Consider the following 25,493-nt stretch of genomic DNA (forward strand, 5'->3'; position numbering starts at 1 on the left):
ACCGGTCAACGGGACAGCGCGTCCCGTACGGCCTCCTCCGACCGCGCCACGACGGCGGTGCCGTCCTCCGCCGTGATGATCGGCCGCTGGATCAGCTTGGGGTGCCCGGCGAGCGCCTCGATCCACCGGTCGCGGTTCTCCGCGTCCTTGGGCCACTCCTTGAGCCCGAGCTCCTTGGCGACGGCCTCCTGGGTCCGGGTGATGTCCCACGGTTCGAGGCCGAGCCGGTCGAGGACCTCGCGGATCTCGTCGGGCGAGGGCACGTCCTCCAGGTAGCGGCGGACGGTGTAGTCGGCGCCCTCCGCGTCGAGCAGGGTGAGGGCGCTGCGGCACTTGGAACAGGCGGGATTGATCCAGATCTCCATGCCCCACACGGTACCCCCCAGGCCGTCCTCCACCACCCCCCAAACCCTGTCTGGCCAGGGGCGATTGTCAGTGGGGGCCACTAAAATAAGGGGTGAAGGTGAGGGTCCCGGGGAGGGCCCGCACCCATCCTTCGCCAGGAGGTAGCCCATGGCTCTCGCCGTGATCCGGACGCCGTCGCTCGAAGCCTGGAAGCCGCTCCAGAGGAAGCCGCTGCCCGCGGGCCGCCCCCGCGAGTGGTACGTGACGCACAACCGCCGCCTGAAGGCCATGCGCCTGGCCATCGCCCTGCTCGACGCGGGGGTCTACGTCCCGTCGAAGGCCACGAACGCGACGATAAGGACGACGGCCGCCGGCATCGGCATCCACCCGCCGTCCGACACCACCTGCCGCATGGTCCGCGCCCTGATCCGCTACGGCCGCTGACACCGGGGTGTGCTGCCCGGACACGACCGGGCAGCACACGCGGGGCGCCGGGATCCGGCCGCTACCAGGCCACCGGCAGCCGTTCGGGCAGCCGCTTCATGAAGTTGGTGCGCCACACCAGCTGTTCGACCGGCACCGCGAGCCGCAGCTCCGGCAGCCGGTCGAGGAGCGTCTCCAGGGCGATCTCGGCATGCCGCTTGCCGAGCGCCGTCGCCGGGCAGTAGTGCCCCCCGCCGCCGAACGAGAGGTGCTCGGCGGCGTTCTCCCGGCCCGGCCGGAAGGCCAGCGGGTCCGGGAACCGCTCCGGGTCGTGGTTGGCGGCCTCCACGAGTACGAGGACCAGCTCACCGGCCCGTACCTCGACGTCGCCGAGGCGTACGTCCTCCAGGGCGATCCGCGGCAGCCCGTCGCCGATCGACAGGTTCACCCGCAGCAGTTCGTCCATGGCCCCGGCGACGGCGCCCGGGCCGCCCGCGGTCAGGGCCTCCCGGACGTCCGGCCGGGTCAGGACCGAGACCAGCGCCATGGTCAGGAACCCGGCGGTGGAGATCACCCCGGCCCCGAACAGGGTCACGCCCACCGTCGCCAGCATCTCGTCCGTCAGATGCGCGTACTCGGGGTCCTCGCGCAGCGCCGCGAGCTCGGCCATCAGCCCGCCCGTCGCCGGATCGTCCAGGCGCCCGGTCATGTAGGCGATGTCCCGGTCCCAGTTGAGGCGGGCCGCCTCGATCTCGCGGGGCGCGTTCATGAAGGCCACGTCCAGGCTGCGCAGCAGCCGCGGCCCGTCCTCCTCGGGGATGCCCAGCATCCGGCAGTGCAGCCCCGCCGAGTACGGGTCGGCGTAGGAGCCCCGCAGCTCCCCGGGCGCCCCCTCGGCGACCAGCGCGTCCACCAGGGACGCGGCCCGCGCCCGAAGCCACTGCTCCAGGCCGGGCGCCTTCGGGTTGATGGCCTTCATGACGGCCTTGCGCAGCCCGGCGCCGGTGATGTTCCCCATGTTGTTCACCACGTGCGGCGGGATCGTCAGCGCGTACTGCCGGGGCGCTCCCGGCGCCGAGGTGTCCTTCAGGCTGAACCGCGGGTCCTCCAGGACCTGCTTGCACAGCCCGTACGAGGAGACCAGCCAGGCCTCGGCACCGGCGATCGTGCGGACCCTGCGGACCGGCTCGGCGCGCAGCGCGCCGATCTCGGCGGGCAGCCGGGTGCCGTCCCAGTCGAAGGGGAAGGCGGGCGGTTCGTTCGTCATGACCGCGGTCATCGCGCGTCTCCTTCGACATCGGCTTCGACGGGCGTGAGGATGCCGTGCCCCTGGTTGCGGGAGGCACGCAGCCCGGTGCCCCGGGCGTAGAGCAGGTCGGCCAGCGGCAGCGCCTGGTGGTAGCAGTTGAGCGAGGAAGGCACCCCGAGGATCGCGGGGGTGTCCAGGAACAGCGGCACCTCGGCGCAGATGTACGCCCGGCACACGTCCTTCTGGAGCGCGCTCGCCTCCTGCCCCGGCGTCAGCTTCCCGGCCAGGAAGATCCCGGTGAGCGCGTCACAGGTCTCGCGCACCACCGGATCCCCGTCGACGGCCGCCAGGACCTGACGGTGCAGTTCCCGGTACGCGGGCAGGGCCTGGAACTCCGACATGCCGCGGGCCCGTACCCGTAAGCCGGCTGGGTCGGCCTCCGCCGCGGCGGCGCCGACCTTCGCCCGCACCCCCCGGAGGTTCTTGACGGCCTTGCGGCGCGCCTCGTCCGGCCCGTATCCCAGGGCCTCGTACATGTCGGCGACATGCAGATCGGTGTAGACCAGATCGACCTGGTCGAAGTGGTCCGTTCCCCAGCGCGTCAGCTCGCGCAGCCGCTGGGCGGTGAAATAACTGTTTCCCGGGGAGACGCCGATGACCACGTGTGCGCCTTCTTCGGCGATGACACGGCAGTGGTCGGTGTACGGCTGGAGCCGGAGCGTCTCTACGGGGGCGAAAGCCGCCTGAGTCACGTAGGCAGTCCTCATCGCGCCAGCTAGTCCCAGCGGAGCCCAGTGCTCCGGGTGTGGCGGCGGCGACGACCACACGTTATCGATCAGTCGCGGAGAGCGAACGGCTTACCCGTGGGTAGGGGTGGGAGTTCGTCACCTCTTCGCGTGCCCGTCGTACGGGGGACACAGGACGGGCCGGCCGTCAGAGCCAGTTGCGTTCCCGGGCGGCCAGCGCGGCCCGGAAGCGGTTCGGTGCTCCCAGGCGCCGCATGAGCGCGGCGACGTGGCCCCGGTAGGTCCGGAGGGACATGTGGAGCTCACGCGCGCCGGCCTCGTCCTTGTCCGTCCGCGCCATGGTGCGGAGGACGCGGAGCTCGGTGTCGCTCGGCAGGTCGTCCATGACCCCGTACGACCGTGACCAGCGGGATTCGAAGCCCGACAGGAGATGGGACAGCAGACCGGGCTGGCGGACGACCAGGGCGCCCTGGGTGATGTCCGCCGGATCGGTCGCCACCAGGGCGGTCCGCCGGTCGAAGATCACCATCCGTTCGAGCGGCCCGCCCGTCCCCCGCACCTCGGCGCCCCGCTCCGACAGTTCCGCCACGAAGCGGCCGACCTTCGGGGATTCGAGCGCGTCGGCGTGCACGAGGGTCCGCATCCGCAGGCCCCGGCGCAGGTACTTCAGGTCGGAGCTCCTGACCGCCTCGAAGGCGGCGGTGAGGATCGGCCCCGGGTGCGTGGTCAGCCGTTCCTCGCGGGAGAAGAACGTCAACTCGTCGACGCAGGAGACCACTTGGTCGAGCCCCTCGACGTACTGCAGCTCGGCGACCTGTCCCCGTCTCCCGGTCCGCCTGTCCTCGGCGAGGCTCTCCACCAGGTGGCGCGACGAGGCGACGCGCCGGATCTCGCCCTGGAGCCCGTGGATCCGCAGCCGCGTCAGCCGGTCGACCACGGACGCGGGATCGGCGCCGCTGAACGTCCGCTGATCGGCCGTGGCCACCATGCCGAGGTCCTGGAGCCTGCCGAGCGCGGCTCCGGCGCTTTCCCGGTCGATCCCGCACTCGACGGCGATCGCGGCGATCCCGATCCCCGGTGACCGCAGGGTCGTCCGGTAGACCGCCTCCTCGCCCGCGCTCACGCCCAGGGGAGCGAGCGTGTTGCCTTCCACCGTGTCCATGTCCACCCGTGTTCCTGTCGGTTTCCTGTCGGTGCCTCTGCCGGAGGGAGATCCTTCAACGGGTCCGGCGCGTCCCCAAGGGACCTAAGACCGTTCCCGGAAGGACCAACGACCCGGCCCCGACCCCGCGGTCCGAGGGGCTCGGAACCGCTCGCGTCGGCGGGGCGCATGCCGGTGCGACGCCAAAGCGCCCGCCTGCCGGAGGAGTTCGTCACCGCCCGGTCCGTACCGCGGTGGGTGCGGTGGGCCCTGCCCGGCGAGACGACCCATAGGGCGGACTTATGCGGCCATAGACCTGCCCACGGGCGGGAGCGCGCGGCCTGCAGGAAGCTGCGGCCGGGGCCCGCAGGGAGTGCCCTCGTCTCCGGCCCGGAACCGGGCCCGCCCGCTCATAGCTTGGGTCGGGTCCGTGGTGACGCCTCCGAGGCCGTCGCGCGGGATCAAGGGGGCCCAGGAGCCCCGAACCCACCCAGGAGAAGAGCGACAGTGAGGCGGAAACGCACGGCCCTTACGGTGATCGGCGTGCTCGCGAGCGGCATGCTGGCAAGCGGTGCGGCGGCGACGGCCGTCGCGGCGGACGCCGGTGCCGGAGAAGGAGTCGACGGGGGGCTGACCGTCGAGACGAGCACGCTCGTCGAGAGCGACTACATCGCGCACGTCACGGAGCCCGAGGGCAAGGACGACGGGGTGCCCGGTGGCCTGATCGAGGTGACGACGACCAGTGACGGCACCACCTTGCTCGCGTACTGCCTCGATGCCGGCACCGCGCTGAAGCGAGGCGCCGCCTACCGAGAGGCAGGCCGGTCCGAGGTGCCCACGCTGAAGGGCAACCCGGACGCGGCGAAGGTCGACTGGATCCTGCGGCACGGGTATCCGATGGTCTCCGAGAAGGCGCTCGGCGAGCAGATCGGCGCCGAGCTCTCCAAGGGCGCGGCAGCCGGGGCGACCCAGGCCGCCATCTGGCGCCTCACCAACCACGTCAAGGCGGTCCCGTGGGACCCGGCGGGAGCCGAGCTCGCCGACCACCTCGTGGCCCACGCCGTCGACACCGAGGAACCGGCCCCCTCCCTGGCCCTCGCCCCCGGCACCGTGGCCGGGCGGGCCGGGTCGATACTCGGGCCGATCACGATCGGTTCCACCGGCGATCAGATCGGCGTCTACCTCGACCCCGCGGCCGTCGCGGCCGGCGTGGCGCTGACCGACCGGTACGGAAACGTGGTCTCGGACGGCGACGGCAGGCTGATCGAATCCGTGACGGACGGTGAATCGGTGTTCGTGAAGGCCCCTGCCGACGCGGGGCAGGTCGACGCGACCGTCTCGGCGATGTCCTTCGTCCCGGTCCCGGTGGGCCACAAGCTGGTCAGTACGGAGAGCCAGGCCCTGGTTCTGGTCAGCGGTGACTGGGTTCCGGTCACCGCGCGGACGAAGGCGAGCTGGACCGCCGCCATCCCGCCGTCGCCCACGCCCACGCCCACGCCTACGGCCACGGCCACACCCGCGCCAACGGCCACGGCCGACCCGAGCGGCTCGGTGAGCCCGGACCCGAGCGGCTCGGTGAGCCCGGACCCGAGCGGCTCGGTGAGCCCGGACCCGAGCCAGTCCGTCTCCCCGACCGCGACGAGCGTGACGACCGCGCCGACGGCCACGACCGCCCCCGGCGTCAGGCCGGGCGCCACGCCGGGCGCCACGCACTCGGCCGACGCGGGGCCCTCGGCGCCGGCCGCCACCGGCGCCGCCGGAGACTCGGAGCTCGCCTCCACCGGCAGCTCCGGTGTGCTCTGGTTCGTCGCCGTGTCAGGCGCGGGGCTGGTCGTGCTCGGCGCCGCCGTGGTCCTGATCCACGCATGGCGCCGTCGGTACCGCACTCTGGGCTGACGAAACGAGCGGACCCCGGGTCGGCGCGATGCCGACCCGGGGTCCGTTACGTGTGTCTCAGCGGCTCAGGTGAGCCGTGCCGCTTTAGAGGTCGAAGTAGAGCTCGAACTCGTGCGGGTGCGGGCGCAGCTGGATCGGGGCGATCTCGTGGGTGCGCTTGTAGTCGATCCAGGTCTCGATGAGGTCCGAGGTGAAGACACCGCCGGCCTGGAGGTACTCGTTGTCGTCCTCCAGGGCGCGGAGGACGGCCTCGAGGTTGGTCGGGACCTGCTGGACGTTGGCGTGCTCCTCGGGAGCCAGCTCGTACAGGTCCTTGTCGATCGGCTCCGCCGGCTCGATCTTGTTCTTGATGCCGTCGAGGCCCGCGAGGAGCAGCGCCGAGAAGGCGAGGTACGGGTTCGAGGACGGGTCCGGCGCGCGGAACTCGACGCGCTTGGCCTTCGGGTTCGAGCCCGTGATCGGGATGCGCATGGCGGCGGAGCGGTTGCGCTGCGAGTACACCATGTTGACCGGCGCCTCGAAGCCCGGGACCAGGCGGTGGTACGAGTTCACCGTCGGGTTGGTGAAGGCGAGCAGCGACGGGGCGTGCTTGAGGATGCCGCCGATGTAGTAGCGGGCGGTGTCCGAGAGGCCCGCGTAGCCGGTCTCGTCGTAGAACAGCGGGTCGCCGTTCGACCACAGCGACTGGTGGACGTGCATGCCCGAGCCGTTGTCGCCGAAGATCGGCTTCGGCATGAAGGTCGCGGTCTTGCCGTTCCGCCAGGCGACGTTCTTGATGATGTACTTGAACAGCATCAGGTCGTCGGCCGAGGCCAGCAGCGTGTTGAACTTGTAGTTGATCTCGGCCTGGCCGGCGGTGCCGACCTCGTGGTGCTGGCGCTCGACCTGAAGGCCGACGTTCTCCAGCTCCAGGGACATCTCCGAGCGCAGGTCGGCGAAGTGGTCGACCGGCGGGGCCGGGAAGTAGCCGCCCTTGTAGCGGACCTTGTAACCGCGGTTGTTCTCCTCCGCACCGGTGTTCCAGGCGCCGGCCTCGGAGTCGATGTGGTAGAAGCCCTGGTTCGCCGAGGTCTCGAAGCGGACCGAGTCGAAGACGTAGAACTCCGCCTCGGGGCCGAAGTAGGCGGTGTCGGCGATGCCGGTGGAGGCGAGGTACGCCTCGGCCTTCTTCGCGATGTTCCGCGGGTCGCGGCTGTAGGCCTCGCCCGTGATCGGGTCGTGGATGAAGAAGTTGATGTTCAGCGTCTTGTCGCGGCGGAAGGGGTCCACGCGCGCGGTCGACAGGTCGGCACGGAGCGCCATGTCGGACTCGTGGATCGCCTGGAAGCCGCGGATCGACGAACCGTCGAACGCGAGCTCCTCGGACGGGTCGAAAGCCGTCGCCGGGATCGTGAAGTGCTGCATCACACCCGGAAGGTCGCAGAAGCGGACGTCGACCATCTTGACGTCGTTGTCCTTGATGAACTTCTGGACCTCGTCGGCGTTCTGGAACCCGTGCGTCTGGGACATCCCACTCCTCCTACTCCCGGCCCGGGGAGGGGCGGGGTTTCAGCTTGGTCGTGCGGCCATTGCGGGTGGCACACGCTGGTCCCGACCATAGGCAGACGGGATTTCTCCGGCGTGACCCAATTGTTTCGTCCAAGTTAACCGGAGCCGGTGACGTTCCTCGATCCGACACCGGCGCGGCGCCCGCTCGCCTACCCGGGCCGAAGTGATCAAAACCGGGCACAGTACCGTGGTCGGGTGGACAACAGGCAAGCACTCGGATCGTGGCTCTCCGGCCCCCGTGCCGCGGCGGAGCAAGCAGGCGTGGACTTCGGATACCGGGGTCAGCAGCTGGGACTCCCCGAGGAGGGTCCCGGGTCGATCGCCCGCCCCGGACGCCGGCTCGGCGCTCTCGCCGTCGACTGGGCCCTCTGCCTGCTGATCGCATACGGCCTCATCACCGACAGCTACACCCAGGCCACCGGCAACTGGGCCCTGGCGCTCCTCTTCGTCGTGAGCGTCCTGACGGTCGGCACCGTCGGCTCGACGCCCGGCAAGCGCCTCTTCGGCCTGGGGGTCGTCTCGGTGAACGGCGGCCGCCTCGGCATCCTGCGCGTGGTGCTCCGCTCCGCGCTCGTCTGCCTCGCCATCCCGGCCCTCATCTGGGACCGCGACGGCCGCGGCCTCCACGACCGCCTCTCCGGAGCCGTCCAGGTCCGCATCTGAGCGGGACGCGCGTACGGCGAAGGCCCCGGACCGTTTCCTCGGTCCGGGGCCTTCGCCGTACGTGTCGTCGGGGGTCAGCGCATCTTTCCGCCGCGCGGCATCCGCATGCCCTTGGGCATCGGACCCTTAGGGAGGGGCATGTTGGACATGAGGTCACCCATGGCCCGAAGCCGGTCGTTGGCCGCGGTCACCTGCGGGCCGGTGAGCACGCGGGGCATCTTGAGCATGGTCGTACGGACCTTCTTCAGCGGCACCTGGCCCTCGCCGTCGCCGACGATGATGTCGTGCACCGGCACGTCCACCACGACGCGGCTCATGCGCTTCTTCTCGGCCGCGAGCAGGGACTTCACCCGGTTCGGGTTGCCCTCCGCGACGAGCACGATGCCGGCCCGGCCAACCGCGCGGTGCACGACGTCCTGGCTGCGGTTCATCGCGACCGCGGGGGTCGTCGTCCAGCCGCGCCCGACGTTCTGCAGCACCGCCGCCGCCGCACCCGGCTGGCCCTCCATCTGCGCGAAGGCCGCGCGCTCGGCGCGCCGCCCGAACACGATGGCCGCCGCGAGCAGCGCCAGGACGAAGCCCAGGATGCCCAGGTAGACCGGGTGGCCGATGAGGAAGCCGATCGCGAGGAGGACACCGAGTACGCCGATGCCCACGCCAGCGACGACAAGTCCGACCTTCGGGTCGGCCTTCCGGGTCATCTTGTACGTGAGGGCGATCTGCTTGAGTCGCCCCTGGTTCGCAGCGTCAGCGCTGCTCGTGTTTGCCTTCCTCGCCATGTCCTGAAGTTTACGTGGCCCGCGAGGCGCGGCCCGACGCGGCCTCCATCACATGCAGGGCCTCGACCCGGTCCCTCGCGTGTCGCCGGTCCTCCAGGACGGAGGTCCAGGCGTTGCGGCGGGCGGTGCGCTGGCCGCCGCCGAGCAGCAGGGCCTCCACCGCCCGCAGGGCGTCGGTGACGGACGGGATCGCGCTGACGCGGACATGGTGCGTCGATGCGGCCGGCATGGCGGGGTCCTCCCGTGGACGGTGGCGGTGAGTGAAACCAGGCTCACCGATCGGTGTTACCAGGGCGTGACCCGAGGGTCAAACACTGATGAAACGTTGATGCGGTGATCAGGGGTTCCGCCCCGGCGTGTCGTACGGGACAGGGGTGCCCGGAGACGGCGACGCGGCCCGTACCCCTCCGCTGACCTGCGGAGGCGTACGAGCCGCGTGGTGTTCACGAGGCGCCGGGGCGCGGTCAGACGGCCTGCGTGGCGTTGTCGACCGTGCCGCGCTTCTCGATCGCCTGCTGGAAGAGGCGGCCGGCGCGGTACGAGGAGCGGACCAGCGGGCCCGACATCACACCGGAGAAGCCGATCGCGTCGGCCTCGTCCTTCAGCTCCACGAACTCCTGCGGCTTCACCCAGCGCTCGACGGGGTGGTGCCGGACGGAGGGGCGCAGGTACTGGGTGATCGTGATGAGCTCGCAGCCCGCCTCGTGCAGCTGCCGGAGCGCCTCGCTGACCTCCTCGCGGGTCTCGCCCATGCCGAGGATCAGGTTCGACTTCGTGACCAGACCGTAGTCACGGGCCTGGGTGATGACGTCGAGGGAGCGCTCGTAGCGGAAGCCGGGGCGGATCCGCTTGAAGATGCGGGGGACGGTCTCGACGTTGTGCGCGAAGACCTCGGGGCGCGAGTCGAAGACCTCCTTGAGGAGCTCCGGCACCGCGTTGAAGTCGGGGGCGAGGAGCTCGACCTTCGTCCGGCCCTCGGCGCGGTCCGCAGTCTGCTGGTGGATCTGGCGGACGGTCTCCGCGTACAGCCAGGCGCCGCCGTCCTCCAGGTCGTCGCGCGCGACGCCGGTGATGGTGGCGTAGTTCAGGTCCATCGTGACGACCGACTCGCCGACGCGACGGGGCTCGTCGCGGTCGAGCGCCTCGGGCTTGCCCGTGTCGATCTGGCAGAAGTCGCAGCGCCGGGTGCACTGGTCACCGCCGATGAGGAAGGTGGCCTCGCGGTCCTCCCAGCACTCGAAGATGTTGGGACAGCCCGCCTCCTGGCAGACCGTGTGCAGGCCCTCGCTCTTCACGAGGCTCTGCATCTTCGTGTACTCCGGACCCATCTTCGCGCGGGTCTTGATCCACTCGGGCTTGCGCTCGATGGGGGTCTCGGCGTTCCGGACCTCCAGGCGCAGCATCTTGCGTCCGTCGGGGGCGACTGCGGACACATCGGCTCCTGTAGCTTCGATTCTTCGGCGCACACCAGGGTACGCCGTTGCTTCCCATGCCTTACTACGTCTGGCCAACCTCTGGCCAGCGCCACGCATTCCTCGCGGACCGCGTGCCTTCGTCCTCAGACGGCGGCGGGTTCCGTCGCCGGACGCTCGATCTCGCGCGGCTTGAGCTCCGCGTGCTCCAGGACGTCCCGCAGGTGGCGTTCCACCACCGGCAGCACCTCCGCGATCGTGAGATCGCGGCCGAGTTCGTTGGCGAGCGAGGTGACGCCCGCGTCCCGGATGCCGCAGGGGATGATCCGGTCGAACCACGCGTTGTCCGGGTTCACGTTCAGCGCGAAGCCGTGCATCGTGACGCCCTTGGCGACCCGGATGCCGATCGCGGCGAGCTTGCGGTCCTCGCGGCGCTGGCCGGCGTTGGACGGCGCGTACTCGGGCCCGTTCAGGCGCGGGTCGAACTCCTCGTCCGTGAGACGGGGGTCGAAGTCCAGGTTCAGCCCGCCGAAGGAAGGCCGCTGCTCGACCGGGTCGCCGAGAACCCACACACCGCTGCGCCCCTCGACCCGGGAGGTCTCCACGCCGAACTCGGCGGCGGTACGGATCAGGGCGTCCTCCAGGCGGCGGACGTGCGCGACGACGTCCACCGGGCGGGGCAGCTTCAGGATCGGGTAGCCGACCAGCTGGCCCGGACCGTGCCAGGTGATCTTGCCGCCGCGGTCCACGTCGACGACCGGCGTTCCGTCCAGCGGGCGCTCGCTCTCCGCCGTACGCCGTCCCGCCGTGTAGACCGGGGGGTGCTCGAGAAGCAGACAGGTGTCGGGGGTCTCGTCGGCGAAGCGGGCGGCGTGCACCTCGCGCTGCTTGTCCCACGCCTCCTGGTACTCGACGGCTTCCTCGCCGAACCCCAGGCGGACGAATCGCAGCTCACTCACGGCCATGCCTCCTCCTGGATGCCGGGGCCGGTCCCCGGGGGTCGTCCCGGGCCGGTGCGGCACCATGCGTCATTCACGCCCATGCCACTGTACGGCGGCGCGCCGGGCACCCCTCCGGCAGGTTGACGGGGAGGCCTACGTCAGCGATGCCGTCAATCCTCACACGATCGGATGAATGTGGGGCGAAGGTGGCGGTAAGGGCGGTCGGGACCGCTAAATTCGCGCCGTTCCATGAGGGTCCGAACGGGCTGCACCTGGGCCCGGAAGGCAGGAGACCGCACAGCTGATGACGGAACGACCACCGCAGCGCATCCCGAACCGCCAGCTCGCCGCGCTCATCGCCGAAGCCGGGTTCTCCCATGCGGGCCTCGCCAGACGAGTGGACCAGCTCGGTCTGGAGCACGGCCTCGACCTGCGGTACGACAAGACCTCCGTGACCCGCTGGCTCCGCGGCCAGCAGCCGCGCGGCACGACCCCCGCGCTCATCGCCGAGGTCTTCACCCGGCGCCTCGGCCGCCGCCTCTCCGCCCAGGACCTCGGACTCGACGCCTGCGCGCCGGTCTACGCGGGCCTGGAGTTCGCGGCGACGCCCGAGGAGGCCGTGGACATCGTCAGCGGGCTGTGGCGGAAGGACTCCGGCAGCCACGCGGAGCTCCGCAAGATCGCGTTCACGCCGGCGGGCCTGGTGGTCCCCAGCCGGGACTGGCTGATCGGCAGGGCCGACGAGCGGGTCGCGCGGGGTGAGCCGGCGCCGGGGGCGCGGCCGGTGCCGCCCCACGAGGCGCGCGCGCCGCACGCCCCGCGCCTTCCCGGCCCGGACCCGAGGGTCCCGCCCCAGGGCCGCTTCTCGGTCCCCCGGCAGCGGGGTACGGACCGGGGCCCCGGCCAGCGGGTCTCCAGCGGCGACATCGCGGCGCTCCGCTCCGTCGGCGAGCTCTTCCGGACGCTCGACCACGCGTACGGCGGCGGGCACGCGCGGCAGGCGCTCGTCAGGTACCTGGAGCACGAGGCGGAGCCGATGCTGCGCGGCACGTACGGGGAGTCCGTCGGCCGCCGGCTCTTCGCCGCGGCCGCCGACCTCACCCGGCTCGCCGGCTGGACCTCGTACGACATCGCGGCCCACGGCCTCGCGCAGCGGTACTTCGTCCAGGCCCTGCGGCTCGCGCAGGCCGCGGGGGACCGGGCGTACGGGTCGTACGTGCTCCTCACCATGAGCTGCCAGGCGGTCTACCTGGGCCACGGGCGCGAGGCCGTGCAGCTCGCGCGGGTGGCGCAGCAGGGAGTGGGCCCCGGGGCGCCGCCCGTCGTCCAGGCGATGCTCCACGCGATCGAGGCGCGGGGGCACGCGGTGCTCGGCGAGGCGCGGGTGTGCAGCGCGTCGCTGGTACGGGCGGAGCGGGCCCTGGAGGCGGCGCGGCCGGGGGACGAGGTGCCGTACTGGGCCCGGATGTTCGACGAGGCCCAGCTCGCGGACGAGCTGGGGCACTGCCACCGGGACCTCCAGCAGTACCGGCCGGCCGCGCAGCACGCGGAGCGGGCCCTCCAGCTGAGAGCCCCCGGCTTCGCCCGCAGCCGCCTCTTCTGCCGCGTCGTCCTGGCCACCTCCCGCCTGGCCCTCGGCGAACTGGACCAGGCGTGCGCGCTGGGGGCGGAGGCGGCGCAGCAGGCGTCGGAGATGCGGTCGGCGAGGGCGGTCGAATACGTCCGCGACTTCGAACGCCGCCTGGAGCCCTACCGAGACGCAGCCGCGGCCCGCACCTACCGAGACCGCGTGGCGGCCCTGGGCTGACCCGAGGCCTCCGGGCCTCCGGGCCTCCGGGCCTCTGGGCCTCCGGGCCTCTGGGCCTCTGGGCCTCTGGGCCTCTGGGCCTCTGGGCCTCTGGGCCTCTGGGCCTCTGGGCCTCTGGGCCTCTGGGCCTCCGGGCCTCTGGGCCTCTGGGCCTCCGGGCCTCCGGGCCTCCGGGCCCCCGGGCCTCCGGACCCCCGGGCCTCCGGGCTTCCGGGCCTGGGCTCATGGGACCCCGGAGTGCCGGGGCCCCATGCCCAGGGCCCTCGGCCTCCCGTGCCCCACGGGCCGCTTCGGCGTGGCGGGTGCCCGCCCCGGTCGGGCGGTGCCCGCATGCGTGGGCGGTGCCCGGCCGCACCTCCGTGTGGGCATTCGTCCCGCTGGGGCGGGACGGGTGGGCACACGGGACGGCGCCCCCTGCCGGGCCTAGGCTTCCGCGCATGGACCCGCACCCGGGGTGCGGCGCCGTGGTGGGTTGTGCCCACCCGCCCCCAAGCTCTTCGAGCAGGGGGGGACCCCCGGCCGTGCGGAACGCCTGCCCACAACCCGGGGGCCCGGCCCGAAGTCACCGCCCGGCGGCGCGCCGCCGCAACCCGGGCGGCTGTCCACGGGCACCGCCCGGAGGCGCGCCGCCACAACCCGGGCGGCAGCCGAAGGGACCGCGCGGCGGGGCGCCGCGAGAAGGGGGCCTCGTCAGGCCGCGTGCTCCGTGGGGACGGGGGCGGGGGCCGGGAGGCCCAGGTCCTTCAGGAGGGCTTCGGTGGCTCGGTGGGCCGAGGCGAGGGCTCCGTGGGGGGTGGACGTGTCGCGGTGGTCCCCGCACACGTACAGCCCCGCGAGGAGCCGGACGGGACGCCGCGCGTCGTGCGGCGGCGGCATCGACGGGACCGCGTCCGGCGTGTGGTGCAGCGCCAGCAGCTCCCAGTCGTCCGTCGACGTCCCGTACAGCGTCGCCAGGTGCTTCCGTACCCGCCGGTCCGCGTCGTCCGGCGGCGCCCCCAGGACGGTGGAGGTGATCAGGGGGCGGGAGGTGGGGGAGCGGGTCGGGTCCACGGCGTTCATGACCGCCGTGTGGGACACCGGCCCCCCGGGGTCGGACTCCAGGAACAGGGACGGGTCCGCCGTCGGCGCCGCCGGTGCCGTGTGGTGGAGCACCGTCACCGGGTGGAAGCCCGGCGTCCGCAGCCCCGGCAGCAGCGCCGCCGCCGACCGCGCCCCCGTCGCGAGAAGCATCGCCCGGCAGCCGAACACCCCGTGCTCCGCCGTCGTGACCCGGGAGACGGACACGTCCGTCACCCGGACGCCGGTGCGGACCGTCCCGGCCGGGAGGGCCGCCGCCAGGCGCTCGGGGAGCGCCGAGGAGCCTCCCTCGGGTACGGCGAGACGGCCCCGCGCGAAGGCCCGCAGGGCCAGGTCGGCGCGGCGGCTCGACGTCCCCAGGTCCGGGTCGGAGAGGAGCGCCGCGAGCAGGGGCCGCAGCACCCCCTGGACCGTCCGTGCCGGCAGCCGCGCCGACAGCGCCTCGCGCGCCGTCCGCTCGGGACGGGCGAGCAGTCGCTGGGACGGGGTAGCGGCCAGGCGGACCAGCGAGGCTCCGAGCCGCGCCTGGTCGAGGGAGGCCGCCGGCCGCCGGGGGGCGCTCGCGAGGGCGCGCGCCACGTTCAGCGCTCCCCCCACGCTCCGGGGGCGGGTGTGCGACGCGCCCCACCGCGCGTGCCGCCCGTCGCTGTGCACGATCACCCCGGGCGCGAACGGGCGCAGCGACAGCCCGGCGAGCCCCGGTGTCGCCCGCAGCTCCTCGGCCGAGAGCGTGAGCAGCGGCCCCACCCGGTCGAGGAGGAAGCCGTCGACGGCGTCGGTGGCCATCCGGCCGCCGACCCGCTGCTCCTCCTCCAGGACGAGGACGTCGAGCCCGGCCCCGACCAGCCGGTGGGCGGCAGCGAGTCCCGCGATCCCGGCTCCGACGATGACGACGTCGACGGTCTCCGTGGCCTCCGTGGCCTCCTTGGTTCCCGTGACGTCCGTTCGCTGTGCGGTACTTGAGGTCTTTGCGGTACTGAGCACGTGCCCCTCCCCAGGTCGGCGCCGCCGGTGGGAGGCGTTATGCCCCCAACCGGCCCCCGGAATGCCCGAGTTCGCGGTCGTTTCACGCAATGGGCATCGAGCGTAGGCAGCGCTCCCACGGAAGTCGTCCCGCGCGCACCGGGGTTCACGCAGCACGGGGGAGCGCAAGCCCCTCGGGGCGGGGAGGATTCAGCGCGCCGCCGCCCTGATCGCCTCGTCGATCGTCGGGAACGCGAAGGTGAATCCGGACTCCAGGAGGCGGGCCGGCAGCACCCGCTGACTGCCCAGCACGTCCTGCGCGAAGTCGCCGAGGACCAGCCGCAGCGCCGGTGCCGGGACCGCGCAGACCGTCGGGCGGCGCAGGACCCGCCCCATCGCCGCCGTCACCTCGCGGTTGGTGACCGGCTCGGGGGCGGTGAGGTTCACGGGGCCCGACAGGGACGGGGTGTCGACCAGGTGCCGCAGGGCCGCCACCTCGTCGTGGAGCGAGATGTGGGACCAGTACTGGCGCCCGTCGCCCATCCGCCCGCCGAGCCCGGCGCGGAAGACGGGGAAGAGCCGCCCCCACGCGCCGCCCTCGCGGGCCACGACGAGGCCCGTACGGGCGTACGTGACCCGGATGCCCGCCTCCTCGGCCGGGGCCGCCGCGGCCTCCCACTCCACGCAGACCGAGGGCAGGAAGCCCGTGCCCGCCGGGGCGCTCTCGTCCACCGCGCGGCTGCCGGTGTCCCCGTACCAGCCGAGCGCCGTGCCGCAGACCAGGGCCTCCGGCGGGTGGGCGAGCCCGGCGAGGGCCTGGGAGATCGCGGTCGTCCCGAGGACCCGGCTGTCGCGGATCTCCCGCTTGTACGCCTCGGTCCAGCGGCGCTCGCCGACGCCCGCGCCCGCCAGGTGCACCACCGCGTCCACGCCGACGAGCCCGGCGGCGTCCACGTACAGCCGCTTCGGGTCCCATTCGACCTCGTCGGCGGTCGCGGCCGGCCGGCGGACCAGCCGGAGGACGTCGTGGCCGTCGGCGCGCAGGGAGCGGACGAGGGCCGCGCCGATGAGCCCGGAGGCCCCGGTGACGGCGACCCGCTTACGGGTGGCGGAAGGCTTCATGACCCCATCCTGCCCTTCCGCCGTCCGCGCGTGGCACAGTGGCCGCCATGATCGAGCCGAAGTCTCCGGACACGCCCGAGTCGCACGAGACGCCCGAGTCGCACGAGACGCCCGAGTCGCACGAGACGCCCGAGTCGCACGAGACGCCTGAGGCGCCTGAGGCGCCTGAGGCGTCCGAGACGCGGATACGTGCCGCCGTGCCGGACGACGGCCCCGCGCTCGCCGTGCTCGACGCGGACGCCTGGTCGACGCTCCACGCCGTGCTGCCCCGGCCGACAGAGCCGTACCCGCCGTTCTTCGACGAGCGCCACCTCGTGGAGGACTACCTCGTGGCCGTCCACGACGGGGCGCTCGTCGGGTACGTGCGGACGGTCCCCCCGACCCCGCTCGCCGCCACCGCCCACGTCCGCCAGATCCAGGGCCTCGTCGTCGCCGAGTCCGCCCGGGGGAAGGGCGTGGCGCGGGCGCTGCTGCGCGCCGCCGCGGACCGGGCGCGCGCGGAGGGCGCGCGCCGGATCACCCTGCGGGTCCTCGGGCACAACGCGCCGGCGCGTGCGCTGTACGCCTCCGAGGGGTACGTGGTCGAGGGACTGCTGCCGGGCGAGATGCTGATCGCCGGGCAGTACGTGGACGACGTCCTCATGGGCCGCTCCCTGCTCGACTCCTGAGTCACGCCCCGGCCGCGTCGCCCAGCAGCCTCATCCCGCCCATCAGTTCGCGCAGGCACCGGACGGCGAGTTCCGCCGGTGAGCCCGGGCCGCGTACCGGGGCGTCCGACTCCGCCCAGCTCTCCAGGGCGATCCGGATCGCGTCCGTTGCCGCCGCCGCCGCGAGCCGTACCTCCAAGGGGTCGGCGTCCGGCCCCGCGAGCCCGGCGACGACCTCGCGCAGCCGTTCCTCGGACTCCTGGTTGACCCGGTACCAGACGGCCCGCAGGGCGGGGTCCTCGGTGGCCGCCCGCAGGAGGCCGCGCGTCCAGCGCAGGCCCTCGGCGGCCGTCTCGTCCTGCGCGCCGAGGGATTCGGCGATCGATTCCTCCAGGACGGCGGGGAGCCCGTCGGCCGCCTCGGCCCGGTGCTCCGCGAGGCGCTCGCGCCACCGCTCGGCGCCCACCGCGAGCAGTGGCGCCACCGCGTCCTGCTTCGAGCGGAAGTAGCGGTAGAAGGTGCGCAGCGCGACGCCCGCCCGCTGCGCGATGTCCTCGGCCGTGGTGCCGTCGGGGCCGCGCTCGGTGAAGAGCTCGGCGGCGGCGCGCGCGATGTCCAGCTGCGTGGCCGCCTTGCGGCGCTCCGTCAGGGTTTGCGTGGGGGGCGTGGCGCCCTCGGGCTTGGTGCTCACCCACGAAGCGTACGCCCCCGAATGCCCAAAGTGCACGATATGCAGCTATGGCAAAACGTGCCACTTGGGCGTACGGTGGCAGCACTTTCCGCAAAGCTTTCCCGAGAGGTTGTCGCCATGACCCAGCTGACCCGTTACGAAGGACGCCGCGCCCTCATCACCGGCGGCGGCTCCGGCATCGGCCAGGCCACCGTCCTGCGCCTCCTCGCCGAGGGCGGCCGGGTCGTCGCCGCCGACATCAGCGAGGACGGCCTGAAGGACACCGTCGCCAAGGCCGGCGACGCCGCCGACCGCCTCACCACGGTCGTCGTGAACGTCGGCGACGAGGCGTCCGTACGGGCCGGCGTCGCCGCCGCCGTCGAGGCCCTCGGCGGCCTGGACGTCCTGGTCAACGCGGCCGGCATCCTGCGCTCCTCGCACACCCACGAGACGAGCCTCGACTCCTTCGAGCAGGTGCTCCGGATCAACCTCACCGGCACCTTCCTCATGATCCGCGAGGCGATCCCCGCCCTCCTGGAGGGCAGCGACGCGGCCGTCGTCAACTTCTCCTCGACCTCCGCGAACTTCGCCCACCCCTACATGGCGGCCTACGCGGCCAGCAAGGGCGGCATCCAGTCCATGACCCACGCCCTCGCCGCCGAGTACTCCAAGCAGAACATCCGCTTCACCGCCGTCCAGCCCGGCTCGATCTCCTCCGGCATGACCGACGGCTCCGGTGCCAGCAAGCAGTCCATGGGCCCCGGCCTCCCCGAGGACACCGACTGGTCGCTCTTCGCCAAGCTGGCCCCCGCCCTCGGCCAGGGCTTCGCCGGCCCGGAGACCGTCGCGAGCGTCGTCGCCATGCTGGCCTCCGAGGACGGCAGGTTCATCACCGGCACGGAGGTCCGTGTCGACGGCGGGACGCACTTCTGATGTCCTCGCGTGCGGCACGCGAGTTCGGCGGACGGACGGCCGTCATCACCGGCGCCTCCTCCGGCATCGGCGCCGGGCTCGCCCGGGAGGCGGCGCGGCTCGGCATGAAGCTGGTCCTCGCCGACATCGCCGCCGACCGGCTCGCCCTCTTCGCCGAGGAGCTGCGGGCCGGCGGCGCCGAGGTCGAGTCCGTGGTGACCGACGTGTCGGTGCCCGCCTCCGTCGAGGCGCTCGCCGACACCGCGTACACCCGCTTCGGCACGGTCGACCTGCTCGTCAACAACGCCGGGATCATGGCTCTCGGCTACTCCTGGGAGATCCCGGCCGAGCGCTGGGACGCCATGCTCCGCGTCAACATCGGCGGGTACGTCAACGGGATCCGCGCCTTCGTCCCGCGCATGCTGGAACGCGGCGAGAAGGCCTGGGTGGTCAACGTGTCCTCGGTCGGCGGCCTGCTGCCGAGCCCGCTGATGGCCCCGTACAGCGTCACCAAGTTCGGCACGCTCGCGCTGACCGAGTCGCTGTACTACGAGATGGCGATGAAGCAGGCTCCGATCCAGGTGTCCGTCGTGACGCCCGGCTCGGTCAAGAGCGAGATCTTCTCGGCCGCCAGGCCGGGACAGACCGCGCCCCCGGAGGTCACCGCCTTCGGCGAGCACCTCCAGAACCTCGCCGACGAACACGGGCTCACGCCCGAGGAGCACGCCGAGCGCGTCTTCGAGATGGTCGCCGAGGGGAAGTACTGGGCGATCCCGCAGCCGGAACAGCTCTTCCCGGCCCTCCAGCCGCGTACGGACATGATCCTCGCGCAGGAGAACCCCAGCCTCCAGCTGGGCTGAGCCGAGAGGCGGACCCCGTCCCCCGCGGGGTCCGCCTCTCTTCCGTCTCTCTTCCGTCACGACGTCCCGAAGCGCTGCCACAGCCTCGGCAGGCGCGCGGCGAGCGCGTCGTCGTCCTCCAGGTCGAGCGGCGCGCCCATCGGCTCCCCGCCCGGCATCGGAATCCCCAGGTCGGGCGTCTCGGCGCCGGTCAGCTGCTCGTACGCCTCGTCCGCCGCGAACCCGATCTCCTCGCCGTCCCCGTCGATCTCCACGTCGAAGTCGAGGAGCAGCTCCGCCAGCGCGTCCGGCTCGTGCAGCGCGCCCTCGAAGACGTCCCGGCCCTGGCCGATGAGCCAGCAGCGGAAGGAGTCGAAGGTCTCGTCGCCCGCCCCGTCGAAGATCAGGGCCGCCGCGCCCCACAGGTCCCAGAGGTACGCGCGGTTGTAGCGGGCCTCGAAGTGGCGGGCGTAGTCGAGCACGGAGTCGGGATCCAGCCTGGTCAGCCTCTCCACGAGCAGATCGGCCTGATCCTCGGGGTCGCCCTCGGCGGCCTCGCGGGTGGCGTCGATGATCTCCCAGAACTCCGTCTCGTCCATCACGGGACCAGCATCGTGGGTCGGCGGGCGCGGCGCACCCGGAATGACCGGACGGAATCCGGACAGAAGATGTCGTACTTTCCTGTCAGGGTGGAGCGCATGACGAAGGACAACGCATCTCTCCGCGGACGTGTCTGCCTGGTCGCCGGGGCCACCCGGGGCGCGGGGCGGGCCATCGCCGTCCAGCTCGGCACGGCCGGGGCCACGGTGTACGTGACCGGGCGCACGACCCGCGAGAAGCTCAGCGAGGTCGGCCGCGCGACCGAGACCATCGAGGAGACGGCCGAACTGGTGACGGCCGCCGGCGGCGAGGGCGTCGCCGTCCCCACCGACCACCTGGACCCCGGACAGGTCCGGGCCCTGGTCGAGCGGATCGACCGCGAGCGGGGCCGGCTCGACGTGCTCGTCAACGACGTGTGGGGCGGCGAGCACCTCATCGGCTCCGCGTTCGGGAAGAAGACCTGGGAGCTCGACCTCGCGGCCGGCCTCAGGATGCTCGAACTCGGGGTCCGGACGCACGCCATCACCTCGCACACGGCGCTGCCGCTGCTCGTCCGCCACCCGGGCGGGCTCGTCGTCGAGGTCACCGACGGCACGGCCGCGTACAACGCCACCCGCTTCCGCGAGAACCTCTTCTACGACCTCGCCAAGAACGCCCCGATCCGGATGGCCTTCGGCCTCGGCAAGGAGCTGGAGGAGTACGGGGGCACGGCGGTCGCGCTCACCCCCGGCTGGCTGAGGTCGGAGCAGATGCTCACCACCTTCGGCGTGACCGAGGAGACCTGGCGCGACGCGCTGGAGAAGGTCCCCGACTTCGCGATCTCCGAGTCCCCGGTCTACGTCGGCCGCGCGGTCGCCGCCCTGGCCGCCGACCCCGACCGCCACCGCTGGAACGGACAGTCCCTGTCGAGCGCCGGGCTGGCGGGGGAGTACGGCTTCACGGACGCGGACGGCTCACGGCCGGACGCCTGGGGGTTCATCGTCGCGAGCGAGAACGCGAGCGAGACGGGGAGCGAGACGGGTAAGCCGGACCCGGCGGACTACCGGTAGAGCTCGCCGAGCCCCCGCGCCGCCTCGGCGAACCGTTCCCGCAGCGGCGCCGGGGCCAGGACCTCCGCCTCCGGCCCGAGGCCGAGCAGCTGGCCGAGGGCGACCTCCTCGCTCTCCACCCGCAGCACGATCCGCACCCGCCCGTCCGCCTCCCCCTTCGCGGCGGCCAGCGCCTCCTCCGCCGCCGCGCGGTCCGTCACGTACGGGAGCCTCCGCGCGCCCGCCTCCGTGAGCCGCAGCTCCACCTCCGTACGCAGGAGGGAGCGGGCGAACTCGGCGGCGCGGTCGGACCAGAACTCCGCGAGGTCGAACCCGGTGTCGCGGAGGAAGGGCTCGCCCATCGCCACCGCCGTGAAGCGGTCCACGCGGTACGTGCGGAACGCGGAGCCCGAACGGGCGCAGAGGTACCAGACCCCGGCTTTGAGGACGAGGCCGTACGGCTGGAGCTCCCGCTCCACCTCCTCGCCGTCGCCGCGGCGGTAGCGGGCCGCGAGCCCGCGGTCCTCCCAGACCGCCTCGGCCACCGGGGCGAGCAGGTCGGGGGTCTCCGGCTCCTGGTACCAGCCGGGCGCGTCCAGATGGAAGCGACGGCCGGCCGCGTCGGGAGCGTCCCGCAGGGAGGGCAGCAGCGCCGCCGAGACCTTCAGCCGGGCCGCCGAGGCCGCGTCCTCCAGGCCCATGTCCCGCAGCGCGCCCGGCAGTCCGGACAGGAACAGGGCCTCGGCCTCGCCGCGGGCCAGGCCGGTCAGGCGCGTACGGTACCCGCCGACCAGGCGGTACCCGCCGGACCTGCCCCGCTCCGCGTACACCGGCACCCCCGCCTCCGAGAGGGCGAGGGCGTCCCGGGTGACGGTCCGCTCCGACACCTCCAGCTCCTCGGCCAGTTCGGCCGCCGTCATCGATGGACGCGACTGGAGGAGCAGGACCATCTTGATGAGGCGGGCGGCACGCATGAACCCATCATGCGTGCCGCCCGCCTCGGTGGAGCCTTCGGGGAGGACCCTTACAGGCCGTAGCGCTCGCGCGCCTCCTTCACGGCCGTCGCGCGGATCTCGCCGCGGCGGGCCAGCTGGGCCAGGGTCGCGACGACGATCGACGGGGCGTCGACGCCGAAGTGGCGGCGGGCCGCCTCGCGGGTGTCCGACAGGCCGAAGCCGTCGGCGCCGAGCGAGGTGTAGTCCTGCTCGATCCACTGCGCGATCTGGTCCGGGACCTGGCGCATGTAGTCGGAGACCGCGAGGACCGGGGAGGTGATGCCCGCGAGGGCCTCACGGATGTACGGGACCTGCTCCTCGCCGCGCAGGAGGGCCGCGTCGGCCTCCAGGGCGTCACGGCGCAGCTCCGTCCAGGAGGTCGCGGACCACACGTCGGCGGCCACGCCCCACTCCTCGGCCAGCGTCTTCTGGGCCTCCAGGGCCCAGTGGATCGCGGTGCCGGAGGAGAGCAGCTGGATGCGGGCGGCGTTCGCGGGCAGGTCGAGACCGGCCGACTCCGCCGTGTTGAAGCGGTAGAGGCCCTTGACGATGCCCTCGTCGATGCCGGACGGCTTGGCCGGCTGCGGCATCGGCTCGTTGTAGACCGTCAGGTAGTAGAAGACGTTCTGGTCCTCGCCCTCGGCGGCCTCGCCGTACATCCGGCGCAGACCCTCCTTGACGATGACCGCGACCTCGTAGGCGAACGCCGGGTCGTAGGTCAGCGCCGCCGGGTTGGTGGCCGCGATCACCGGCGAGTGGCCGTCGGCGTGCTGGAGGCCCTCACCGGTCAGGGTCGTACGGCCGGCGGTCGCGCCGACGAGGAAGCCGCGGCCGAGCTGGTCGCCGAGCTGCCACATCTGGTCGGCGGTCCGCTGCCAGCCGAACATCGAGTAGAAGATGTAGAACGGGATCATCGCCTCGCCGTGCGTGGAGTACGCGGTGGAAGCGGCGATGAAGTCGGCCATCGAACCGGCCTCGGTGATCCCCTCGTTGAGGATCTGGCCGTTGACGGCCTCCTTGTAGTACATCAGCTGGTCGCGGTCGACCGGCTCGTACGTCTGGCCCTTGGGGGAGTAGATCCCGAGCGACGGGAACAGGCTCTCCATGCCGAAGGTGCGGGCCTCGTCCGGGACGATCGGGACCCAGCGCTTGCCGGTCTCCTTGTCGCGGATCAGGTCCTTGATGAGACGCACGAACGCCATCGTGGTCGCCATCGACTGCGAGCCGGAGCCCTTGTCGAAGGCGGCGAAGGCCTTCTCGGCCGGGGCCGGGAGCGGCGCGAGCGCGTGGGTGCGGCGGGCCGGGGCGGGGCCGCCGAGGGCCGCGCGGCGCTCCTGGAGGTAGCGGACCTCGGGGGAGTCGGCGCCGGGGTGGCCGTAGGGCACCTGGCCGTCGACGAACTGCGCGTCCGAGATGGGGAGTTCGAGAAGGTCACGCATGTTCTTGAACTCGTCGGTCGTGAGCTTCTTCATCTGGTGGTTCGCGTTCTTCGACGCGAAGCCCTCACCGAGGGTGAAGCCCTTGACGGTCTGCGCGAGGATGACCGTCGGCGCGCCCTTGAACTCCAGGGCGGCCTTGTACGCGGCGTACACCTTGCGCGGCTCGTGGCCACCGCGCGAGAGGTGGAAACACTCGAGGATCTTGTCGTCGGACAGCAGCTGCGCCATCGCGGCGAGCTCCGGGTCCTTGCCGAAGAAGTCCTGGCGGATGTAGGCGGCGTCGCGGGTCTGGTACGTCTGGACCTGCGCGTCCGGCACCTCGCGGAGGCGGCGGACGAGGGCGCCGGTGGTGTCGAGCGCGAAGAGCTCGTCCCAGGCGTTGCCCCACAGCGACTTCACGACGTTCCAGCCGGCGCCGCGGAACTGGGCCTCCAGCTCCTGCACGATCTTGAAGTTGGCGCGGACCGGGCCGTCGAGGCGCTGCAGGTTGCAGTTGATGACGAAGGTCAGGTTGTCGAGACCCTCGCGGGCGGCGAGTGCGAGTGCCGCCGTCGACTCGGGCTCGTCCATCTCGCCGTCGCCGAGGAAGGCCCAGACGTGGGACGCGGAGACGTCCTTGATGCCGCGGTTCGTCAGGTAGCGGTTGAAGCGCGCCTGGTAGATCGCGGAGAGGGGGCCGAGACCCATGGAGACGGTGGGGAACTCCCACAGCCAGGGGAGGCGGCGCGGGTGCGGGTAGGAGGGCAGGCCGTTGCCGCCGGACTCCTGCCGGAAGTTGTCGAGGTGGCCCTCGCCCAGGCGGCCGTCCAGGAACGCGCGGGCGTAGATGCCGGGGGCGGCGTGACCCTGGATGTAGAGCTGGTCGCCGGAACCGTCGGCTTCCTTGCCCTGGAAGAAGTGGTTGAAGCCCGTCTCGTAGAGCCAGGCCGCGGAGGCGAAGGTGGCGATGTGGCCGCCGACGCCGTACTTGGAGCCGCGGGTGACCATCGCGGCCGCGTTCCAGCGGTTCCAGGCGGTGATCTTCCGCTCCATCTCCTCGTCGCCGCCGGACGCGCCGATGGACGGCTCGGCGGAGGTGGGGATGGTGTTGACGTAGTCCGTCTCCAGGAGCTTCGGCAGGGCGAGGCCCGCGCCTTCGGCGTGCTGGAGCGTGCGGCGCATCAGGTAGGCGGCCCGGTGGGGGCCGGCGGCCTTGGTGACGGCGTCGAGGGAGGCCGCCCACTCGGCGGTCTCCTCGGTGTCACGGTCCGGGAGCTGGTCGAGCTCGCTCGGAATCTTGCCTACGGGATCGGTCATGATCGCCGCCTTCCGGACAGGTGGGGTGGAGATAAGGGGGGCCATGTCTGGCAGGACAGGGCGAAGGGCCGGGTGACGGCCCGCCGAAGACTGTAAACCGACGATCGATGATCGATCAAAGGGTTGAAGACAGAAACCTCTTCAAATCGAGAAAGTCGGCACAGGGTGCCAGGAACGAGGGCACCCGGTGCCGCGATTTTGCCCCGTTTTCGCAGGTCGGAACGGCTGTACGGAGCGGATGGGCGCACGAATGAGCGGGCCCGTCCGAAGACGAGCCCGCTCACTGTGAGTAATGCCATGCGGGGCGTACGGGGCTCAGGCCCGGGGCGCGCAGCCCAGCACGTGCGCCTTCACGAGCGCCCCGATGTTCGGATCGCCCCTCCGGAAGGCCTCCACCAGCTCCTGGTGCTCCTCCGCGTACGACTTCTGGACCGTGCCGAGCCAGCGGATCGACAGGGCCGTGAAGACCTCGATGCCGAGCGTCTCCCAGGTGTGCAGCAGTACGGCGTTGCCCGCCGCCTTCACCAGCTCCCGGTGGAAGGCCACCGTGTGCCGGACCTGCGCGGTCCCGTCGGCGGCCGCGTCGGCCTCGTACAGGGCTGCCACGTGCGGCTCCAGGGTCGAGCAGTCGGTCGCGAGCCGCCCGGCGGCCAGCTCGGCCGCGATCTGCTCCAGACCCGCCCGGACCGGGTAGCTCTCCTCCAGGTCGGCCGCCGTGAGGTTGCGGACCCGGACGCCCTTGTTCGGCGCCGACTCGATCAGCCGCAGCGACTCCAGCTCGCGCAGCGCCTCGCGGACCGGGGTCTGGCTGACCTCCAGCTCGGTCGCGATCCGGCGCTCCACGATGCGCTCGCCCGGCTTCCAGCGGCCGCTGACGATCCCCTCCACGATGTGCTCGCGGATCTGTTCGCGCAGCGAGTGGACGACGGGGACGGTCATGAAGGCTCCTCGGGGA

24 protein-coding genes are annotated in these 25,493 nt (G+C 72.5%); 8 read left to right on the forward strand and 16 right to left on the reverse strand.

Features of this window, described 5'->3' with window-relative positions; translation table 11 throughout:
- Positions 1-5: 5 nt before the first annotated feature.
- Positions 6-365, reverse strand: a complete 360-nt coding sequence (locus ACFC0Z_RS22040; protein ID WP_376440503.1) for an arsenate reductase family protein — start codon at positions 363-365, stop codon at positions 6-8.
- 148 nt (positions 366-513) lie between these two features.
- Here ACFC0Z_RS22040 and ACFC0Z_RS22045 point away from each other — a divergent pair, with 148 nt between their 5' ends.
- Entirely contained in the window at positions 514-789 is a 276-nt protein-coding gene (locus ACFC0Z_RS22045; protein WP_360802282.1) for a hypothetical protein, read from the forward strand.
- A 61-nt stretch (positions 790-850) separates the two neighbouring features.
- On the opposite strand, the gene ACFC0Z_RS22050 is transcribed toward ACFC0Z_RS22045, so the two are convergent.
- The 3 genes from ACFC0Z_RS22050 to ACFC0Z_RS22060 all read right to left on the reverse strand — a co-directional run bounded on the left by ACFC0Z_RS22050 (position 851) and on the right by ACFC0Z_RS22060 (position 3,925).
- The gene (locus ACFC0Z_RS22050; RefSeq protein WP_376440507.1) at positions 851-2,047 is read right to left on the reverse strand and encodes a cytochrome P450; all 1,197 of its coding nucleotides are present in this window, start codon (positions 2,045-2,047) and stop codon (positions 851-853) included.
- Positions 2,044-2,769: a tRNA-dependent cyclodipeptide synthase gene (locus ACFC0Z_RS22055; protein ID WP_376440510.1), complete on the reverse strand. Its 726-nt coding sequence runs from the start codon at positions 2,767-2,769 to the stop codon at positions 2,044-2,046. Before ACFC0Z_RS22055 ends, ACFC0Z_RS22050 begins: the two co-directional genes overlap by 4 nt.
- Before the next feature lie 181 nt (positions 2,770-2,950).
- A complete protein-coding gene (locus ACFC0Z_RS22060) occupies positions 2,951-3,925 on the reverse strand; it encodes a helix-turn-helix transcriptional regulator (protein WP_376440513.1) in 975 nt (324 codons plus the stop codon).
- A 522-nt stretch (positions 3,926-4,447) separates the two neighbouring features.
- Here ACFC0Z_RS22060 and ACFC0Z_RS22065 point away from each other — a divergent pair.
- On the forward strand, positions 4,448-5,800 hold the full coding sequence (locus ACFC0Z_RS22065) for a thioester domain-containing protein (RefSeq protein ID WP_376440516.1): 1,353 nt from the start codon (positions 4,448-4,450) through the stop codon (positions 5,798-5,800).
- Between the two features lie 84 nt (positions 5,801-5,884).
- Here the strand turns inward: ACFC0Z_RS22065 and glnA are convergent, their stop codons facing one another.
- Complete coding sequence (gene glnA / locus ACFC0Z_RS22070) at positions 5,885-7,309, reverse strand: type I glutamate--ammonia ligase (RefSeq protein WP_360802271.1); 1,425 nt, start codon at positions 7,307-7,309, stop codon at positions 5,885-5,887.
- Positions 7,310-7,543: 234 nt separating this feature from the next.
- Between glnA and ACFC0Z_RS22075 the strand changes: the two genes are divergently transcribed.
- Positions 7,544-8,011 (forward strand): RDD family protein, encoded by a 468-nt coding sequence (locus tag ACFC0Z_RS22075; RefSeq protein ID WP_376440519.1) that lies wholly within the window; start codon positions 7,544-7,546, stop codon positions 8,009-8,011.
- Positions 8,012-8,085: 74 nt separating this feature from the next.
- Here ACFC0Z_RS22075 and ACFC0Z_RS22080 read toward each other — a convergent pair whose 3' ends face one another.
- The 4 genes from ACFC0Z_RS22080 to lipB form a co-directional block, all read right to left on the reverse strand.
- Positions 8,086-8,790 (reverse strand): DUF4191 domain-containing protein, encoded by a 705-nt coding sequence (locus tag ACFC0Z_RS22080; RefSeq protein ID WP_360802265.1) that lies wholly within the window; start codon positions 8,788-8,790, stop codon positions 8,086-8,088.
- Between the two features lie 10 nt (positions 8,791-8,800).
- Complete coding sequence (locus ACFC0Z_RS22085) at positions 8,801-9,019, reverse strand: hypothetical protein (protein ID WP_376440522.1); 219 nt, start codon at positions 9,017-9,019, stop codon at positions 8,801-8,803.
- Between the two features lie 235 nt (positions 9,020-9,254).
- On the reverse strand, positions 9,255-10,223 hold the full coding sequence (lipA, locus tag ACFC0Z_RS22090) for a lipoyl synthase (protein WP_376440525.1): 969 nt from the start codon (positions 10,221-10,223) through the stop codon (positions 9,255-9,257).
- A gap of 125 nt (positions 10,224-10,348) precedes the next feature.
- A complete protein-coding gene (gene lipB, locus ACFC0Z_RS22095; protein WP_376440528.1) occupies positions 10,349-11,161 on the reverse strand; it encodes a lipoyl(octanoyl) transferase LipB in 813 nt (270 codons plus the stop codon).
- Positions 11,162-11,447: 286 nt separating this feature from the next.
- On the opposite strand from lipB, the gene ACFC0Z_RS22100 reads away from it, so the two are divergent.
- Complete coding sequence (locus tag ACFC0Z_RS22100) at positions 11,448-12,950, forward strand: regulator (RefSeq protein WP_376440531.1); 1,503 nt, start codon at positions 11,448-11,450, stop codon at positions 12,948-12,950.
- 690 nt (positions 12,951-13,640) lie between these two features.
- Here the strand turns inward: ACFC0Z_RS22100 and ACFC0Z_RS22105 are convergent.
- Together ACFC0Z_RS22105 and ACFC0Z_RS22110 are read right to left on the reverse strand one after the other, a co-directional pair.
- Positions 13,641-14,915 (reverse strand): NAD(P)/FAD-dependent oxidoreductase, encoded by a 1,275-nt coding sequence (locus tag ACFC0Z_RS22105; protein ID WP_376441297.1) that lies wholly within the window; start codon positions 14,913-14,915, stop codon positions 13,641-13,643.
- A 285-nt stretch (positions 14,916-15,200) separates the two neighbouring features.
- Complete coding sequence (locus ACFC0Z_RS22110) at positions 15,201-16,112, reverse strand: TIGR01777 family oxidoreductase (protein ID WP_376440533.1); 912 nt, start codon at positions 16,110-16,112, stop codon at positions 15,201-15,203.
- A gap of 47 nt (positions 16,113-16,159) precedes the next feature.
- Here ACFC0Z_RS22110 and ACFC0Z_RS22115 point away from each other — a divergent pair, with 47 nt between their 5' ends.
- Positions 16,160-16,780: a GNAT family N-acetyltransferase gene (locus ACFC0Z_RS22115; protein ID WP_376440536.1), complete on the forward strand. Its 621-nt coding sequence runs from the start codon at positions 16,160-16,162 to the stop codon at positions 16,778-16,780.
- A 1-nt stretch (position 16,781) separates the two neighbouring features.
- Here ACFC0Z_RS22115 and ACFC0Z_RS22120 read toward each other — a convergent pair whose 3' ends face one another.
- On the reverse strand, positions 16,782-17,450 hold the full coding sequence (locus ACFC0Z_RS22120; protein ID WP_376440539.1) for a TetR/AcrR family transcriptional regulator: 669 nt from the start codon (positions 17,448-17,450) through the stop codon (positions 16,782-16,784).
- 117 nt (positions 17,451-17,567) lie between these two features.
- On the opposite strand from ACFC0Z_RS22120, the gene ACFC0Z_RS22125 reads away from it, so the two are divergent.
- Both ACFC0Z_RS22125 and ACFC0Z_RS22130 read left to right on the forward strand, forming a co-directional pair.
- Positions 17,568-18,362, forward strand: a complete 795-nt coding sequence (locus ACFC0Z_RS22125) for an SDR family NAD(P)-dependent oxidoreductase (protein ID WP_376440541.1) — start codon at positions 17,568-17,570, stop codon at positions 18,360-18,362.
- A complete protein-coding gene (locus ACFC0Z_RS22130; RefSeq protein WP_376440544.1) occupies positions 18,362-19,201 on the forward strand; it encodes an SDR family NAD(P)-dependent oxidoreductase in 840 nt (279 codons plus the stop codon). Before ACFC0Z_RS22125 ends, ACFC0Z_RS22130 begins: the two co-directional genes overlap by 1 nt.
- A gap of 56 nt (positions 19,202-19,257) precedes the next feature.
- Here the strand turns inward: ACFC0Z_RS22130 and ACFC0Z_RS22135 are convergent, their stop codons facing one another.
- Positions 19,258-19,779, reverse strand: coding sequence for a DUF4240 domain-containing protein (locus tag ACFC0Z_RS22135; RefSeq protein ID WP_376441299.1), 522 nt, complete (start codon positions 19,777-19,779; stop codon positions 19,258-19,260).
- A gap of 69 nt (positions 19,780-19,848) precedes the next feature.
- Here ACFC0Z_RS22135 and ACFC0Z_RS22140 point away from each other — a divergent pair, with 69 nt between their 5' ends.
- A complete protein-coding gene (locus ACFC0Z_RS22140; protein ID WP_376440546.1) occupies positions 19,849-20,829 on the forward strand; it encodes an SDR family oxidoreductase in 981 nt (326 codons plus the stop codon).
- Here the strand turns inward: ACFC0Z_RS22140 and ACFC0Z_RS22145 are convergent.
- The 3 genes from ACFC0Z_RS22145 to ACFC0Z_RS22155 form a co-directional block, all read right to left on the reverse strand.
- Entirely contained in the window at positions 20,820-21,782 is a 963-nt protein-coding gene (locus ACFC0Z_RS22145) for a helix-turn-helix transcriptional regulator (RefSeq protein ID WP_376440548.1), read from the reverse strand. The two genes, ACFC0Z_RS22140 and ACFC0Z_RS22145, sit on opposite strands and share 10 nt — an antisense overlap.
- Positions 21,783-21,832: 50 nt before the next feature.
- On the reverse strand, positions 21,833-24,538 hold the full coding sequence (gene aceE / locus ACFC0Z_RS22150; RefSeq protein WP_376440551.1) for a pyruvate dehydrogenase (acetyl-transferring), homodimeric type: 2,706 nt from the start codon (positions 24,536-24,538) through the stop codon (positions 21,833-21,835).
- Between the two features lie 315 nt (positions 24,539-24,853).
- Positions 24,854-25,477, reverse strand: a complete 624-nt coding sequence (locus ACFC0Z_RS22155; protein WP_376440554.1) for a GntR family transcriptional regulator — start codon at positions 25,475-25,477, stop codon at positions 24,854-24,856.
- Positions 25,478-25,493 lie beyond the last annotated feature (16 nt).

Origin of the sequence: Streptomyces sp. NPDC056144, assembly GCF_042264145.1 — a bacterium.
Lineage (GTDB): Bacteria > Actinomycetota > Actinomycetes > Streptomycetales > Streptomycetaceae > Streptomyces.

What these genes read in the sequence shown, in the direction of transcription:
- ACFC0Z_RS22040 (WP_376440503.1), bottom strand. Translation starts at nt 365, where the DNA reads ATGGAGATCTGGATCAATCCCGCCTGTTCCAAGTGCCGCAGCGCCCTC.
- ACFC0Z_RS22045 (WP_360802282.1), top strand. Translation starts at nt 514, where the DNA reads ATGGCTCTCGCCGTGATCCGGACGCCGTCGCTCGAAGCCTGGAAGCCG.
- ACFC0Z_RS22050 (WP_376440507.1), bottom strand. Translation starts at nt 2,047, where the DNA reads ATGACCGCGGTCATGACGAACGAACCGCCCGCCTTCCCCTTCGACTGG.
- ACFC0Z_RS22060 (WP_376440513.1), bottom strand. Translation starts at nt 3,925, where the DNA reads ATGGACACGGTGGAAGGCAACACGCTCGCTCCCCTGGGCGTGAGCGCG.
- glnA (WP_360802271.1), bottom strand. Translation starts at nt 7,309, where the DNA reads ATGTCCCAGACGCACGGGTTCCAGAACGCCGACGAGGTCCAGAAGTTC.
- ACFC0Z_RS22080 (WP_360802265.1), bottom strand. Translation starts at nt 8,790, where the DNA reads ATGGCGAGGAAGGCAAACACGAGCAGCGCTGACGCTGCGAACCAGGGG.
- ACFC0Z_RS22085 (WP_376440522.1), bottom strand. Translation starts at nt 9,019, where the DNA reads ATGCCGGCCGCATCGACGCACCATGTCCGCGTCAGCGCGATCCCGTCC.
- ACFC0Z_RS22100 (WP_376440531.1), top strand. Translation starts at nt 11,448, where the DNA reads ATGACGGAACGACCACCGCAGCGCATCCCGAACCGCCAGCTCGCCGCG.
- ACFC0Z_RS22110 (WP_376440533.1), bottom strand. Translation starts at nt 16,112, where the DNA reads ATGAAGCCTTCCGCCACCCGTAAGCGGGTCGCCGTCACCGGGGCCTCC.
- ACFC0Z_RS22115 (WP_376440536.1), top strand. Translation starts at nt 16,160, where the DNA reads ATGATCGAGCCGAAGTCTCCGGACACGCCCGAGTCGCACGAGACGCCC.
- ACFC0Z_RS22125 (WP_376440541.1), top strand. Translation starts at nt 17,568, where the DNA reads ATGACCCAGCTGACCCGTTACGAAGGACGCCGCGCCCTCATCACCGGC.
- ACFC0Z_RS22130 (WP_376440544.1), top strand. Translation starts at nt 18,362, where the DNA reads ATGTCCTCGCGTGCGGCACGCGAGTTCGGCGGACGGACGGCCGTCATC.
- ACFC0Z_RS22135 (WP_376441299.1), bottom strand. Translation starts at nt 19,779, where the DNA reads ATGGACGAGACGGAGTTCTGGGAGATCATCGACGCCACCCGCGAGGCC.
- ACFC0Z_RS22140 (WP_376440546.1), top strand. Translation starts at nt 19,849, where the DNA reads ATGTCGTACTTTCCTGTCAGGGTGGAGCGCATGACGAAGGACAACGCA.
- ACFC0Z_RS22145 (WP_376440548.1), bottom strand. Translation starts at nt 21,782, where the DNA reads ATGCGTGCCGCCCGCCTCATCAAGATGGTCCTGCTCCTCCAGTCGCGT.
- aceE (WP_376440551.1), bottom strand. Translation starts at nt 24,538, where the DNA reads ATGACCGATCCCGTAGGCAAGATTCCGAGCGAGCTCGACCAGCTCCCG.
- ACFC0Z_RS22155 (WP_376440554.1), bottom strand. Translation starts at nt 25,477, where the DNA reads ATGACCGTCCCCGTCGTCCACTCGCTGCGCGAACAGATCCGCGAGCAC.